This window comes from Candidatus Liberibacter sp. (genome assembly GCF_014048425.1).
Lineage (GTDB): Bacteria > Pseudomonadota > Alphaproteobacteria > Rhizobiales > Rhizobiaceae > Liberibacter.
Genome location: NZ_JACETX010000078.1, coordinates 1 through 2,670, shown reverse-complemented (window position 1 = coordinate 2,670; position 2,670 = coordinate 1). Strand labels below are relative to the sequence as shown.

Genomic DNA, 2,670 nt, shown 5'->3' with positions numbered 1-2,670 from the left:
TTTATATGGAGAGGTGGAGAAATTTCTTCCATGCATAATTATCTTGATTTTGAAAAATCCATATCCGACTTAGATGCGAAAATTCATGAGCTCAAAAAAGATTCTCATGAAAACAAAATCGAAGACTTCTCTGATAAAATCCATAAATTAGAGGAGACGGTTGAGTCATCTCTTGCCGATATTTATTCAAAGCTCACCCCTTGGCAGAAAGTTCAAGTTGCCAGACATCCTAACAGACCCCACTTTGTTGATTATGCCGCCACTTTATTGACTGAATTTATACCTCTATCGGGAGATCGTTCGTTTGGTGAAGACGCCGCGATGCAAGTCGGATTGGCGAAATTTCGTGGTCAGTCCGTTGCGGTTCTGGGACTAGAAAAAGGATTCGATACAAAATCGCGAATTAAACATAATTTTGGCAGCTCACGTCCGGAGGGATATCGTAAAGCTGTACGCATTATGCGAATGGCAGATCACTTTGGATTGCCAGTCCTCTCATTCGTAGACACGGCAGGCGCTTATCCTGGAGTTGAAGCTGAAGAGCGTGGTCAGGGAGAAGCTATCGCGCGCTCTATTGAAATGTGTCTCAACTTACGAGTACCAATCATTGCAACAGTCATCGGTGAAGGGGGATCTGGCGGTGCTATGGCTATTGCCGCAGCCGATCGTGTTTATATGCTGGAACATTCTATTTACAGCGTTATCTCTCCAGAAGGCGCTGCATCCATTCTCTGGAGAGATTCTGCCCGAGCAGAGCAAGCCGCTACTGCTATGAAGATAACAGCATCTGACTTAAAGAATTTTTCCGTTATCGATGGAATAATTTCCGAACCTATAGGAGGAGCTCATAGAAATCCTTCTCAAGCAATTGCTTCTGTTGGAGAAATGATCAGTGCTGCTCTTGATGAAATGTCAAATTATTCCAGAGAAGAAATCCGTAATATTCGACGTAAAAAATATCTGGAAATTGGTCGAAATTTGTAAATTTCTGCAAATTTAAATTTTTCTTCTTTTTATTCTCAAAGTTTACAAAAGGACTTAATAAGTTGGCAGACTTGCGTATTTTTTTTCTGTTTACATTATTTACATTCATAAGTGGCTGTTCTACAATTCCTTTTAATAAGTCGGAACACCCTTTATCGCCTCGTATTTTATCGCGAATGCATAAAAAGGGAACGCATGAATATTCTCCATCTTTAATACGGATATTCAAACAAGAAAATATCCTTGAGATCTGGAAACAAACATCCGAAAAGACATATGTTAAAATTAAATCGTATAAAATATGTGCATGGTCTGGAAAGCTTGGTCCCAAGATTGAAAACGGAGACAAACAATCTCCAGAGGGATTTTATCATATCCAATGGGAAAATTTAAATCCCTATTCCAGATACTACTTATCAATGAACATTGGCTTTCCTAACTCTTTTGATAAGACAAATCTCCGAACCGGGGTCGATATCATGATCCATGGAGATTGTGCTTCCTCAGGATGCTATTCGATACGAAATAAATCAATGAGGGAAATTTATGGTATAGTACGAGATTCTTTCAGAGGAGGACAATCACACTTACAAATACAAATATTCCCTTTTCGAATGACAGAAAGAAATATGCAACGTTATAGAAACAATCCAAATTACCCGTTTTGGAAGAATCTTCAAATAGGATACAATTACTTTGAGACAAACCGTAAGGAACCTGTCGTGCGTGTCTATGAAAAGCAATATGTATTTTTCCATAATAACAACCCAAACGGGGAAGATATAGACTATTGACCATTTCCCAAAAAATTTTCAAAGAGTTGATACTCCTCTCCCCCCCCCTCGTGTTTTAACTTCCCGAATATAGCAATGACTACAGCTTCACCAAATACAAGGCATCGGCCTTAATCACATTGTACAAACACTCAAACAAAGTCAAAGAAATATTAGGTATGCAAAATGCTTGATTTTAACGAAACATTTTCTGAAAAAGTTACTGCATATATCGATCGTGGCTTACAATCGCAACATCGTGAACAAAGAGATTATTTGGGTGCTTCTCTGCTTGGTGAAAGCTGTTCACGAAAACTGCAATATCATTTAACGCAAACACCAAAAGACGAAGAGTTTTCAGGTCGGACACTTCGCATCTTTGAACTTGGACATTCTTGTGAAAAGTTGGGTATTAAGTGGTGTTAAGGTCTGCTGGATTTGAGCTGCTCACCGAAGATCAGCAAGGTCAACAGTTCGGATTTTCGCAAGCAAATGGCAAAATCAAAGGGCATGTTGACGGCATCATCACCTCTGCTCCCCCTGAACTCAATTTATCTTTTCCGATGTTGTGGGAATGCAAATCCATGAACAATAAATCATGGTTGCAAACCTCAGAAAAGGGAATTTCCCGAACAAAGACCATATACGCCTCTCAGATAGCGTTGTATCAGGCATATAGTCAGTTCAGTTCGAAGGCATAAACTTAAACCCTGCCCTGTTTATGGCGATTAACAAAGATACTTCTGCTCTTTATTTTGAGCTTGTGCCTTTTGATTGTGCACTTGCTCAAGAGCTAACCGACAAGGCAGTCAATATTCTAGAAGATACTGAATCTGGCAATATATCACCTAGAATCTCTGAAGATCCTGAGTGTTTTCATTGTCGTTTTTGCGAATTTAAAAGATGTTGTTGG

4 protein-coding genes and 1 pseudogene are annotated in these 2,670 nt (G+C 39.3%); all 5 read left to right on the top strand.

The window, feature by feature from the left end:
• Nucleotides 1-30 precede the first annotated feature (30 nt).
• Nucleotides 31-984 (top strand): acetyl-CoA carboxylase carboxyltransferase subunit alpha, encoded by a 954-nt coding sequence (locus H0G72_RS05940; RefSeq protein WP_182017849.1) that lies wholly within the window; start codon nt 31-33, stop codon nt 982-984.
• A gap of 71 nt (nt 985-1,055) precedes the next feature.
• On the top strand, nt 1,056-1,778 hold the full coding sequence (locus tag H0G72_RS05935) for a L,D-transpeptidase family protein (protein ID WP_259345178.1): 723 nt from the start codon (nt 1,056-1,058) through the stop codon (nt 1,776-1,778).
• A gap of 165 nt (nt 1,779-1,943) precedes the next feature.
• Nucleotides 1,944-2,183, top strand: coding sequence for a hypothetical protein (locus H0G72_RS06165; RefSeq protein WP_220456137.1), 240 nt, complete (start codon nt 1,944-1,946; stop codon nt 2,181-2,183).
• On the top strand, nt 2,174-2,458 hold the full coding sequence (locus H0G72_RS06160; RefSeq protein ID WP_220456136.1) for a hypothetical protein: 285 nt from the start codon (nt 2,174-2,176) through the stop codon (nt 2,456-2,458). The genes H0G72_RS06165 and H0G72_RS06160 overlap by 10 nt, the downstream gene beginning before the upstream one ends.
• A gap of 20 nt (nt 2,459-2,478) precedes the next feature.
• Nucleotides 2,479-2,670 (top strand): annotated as a pseudogene (locus H0G72_RS06155) (hypothetical protein); the annotation flags it as partial.

Excerpts from the sequence above, each read along its gene's own strand:
- H0G72_RS05940 (WP_182017849.1), top strand. The coding sequence starts at position 31 with ATGCATAATTATCTTGATTTTGAAAAATCCATATCCGACTTAGATGCG.
- H0G72_RS06165 (WP_220456137.1), top strand. The coding sequence starts at position 1,944 with ATGCTTGATTTTAACGAAACATTTTCTGAAAAAGTTACTGCATATATC.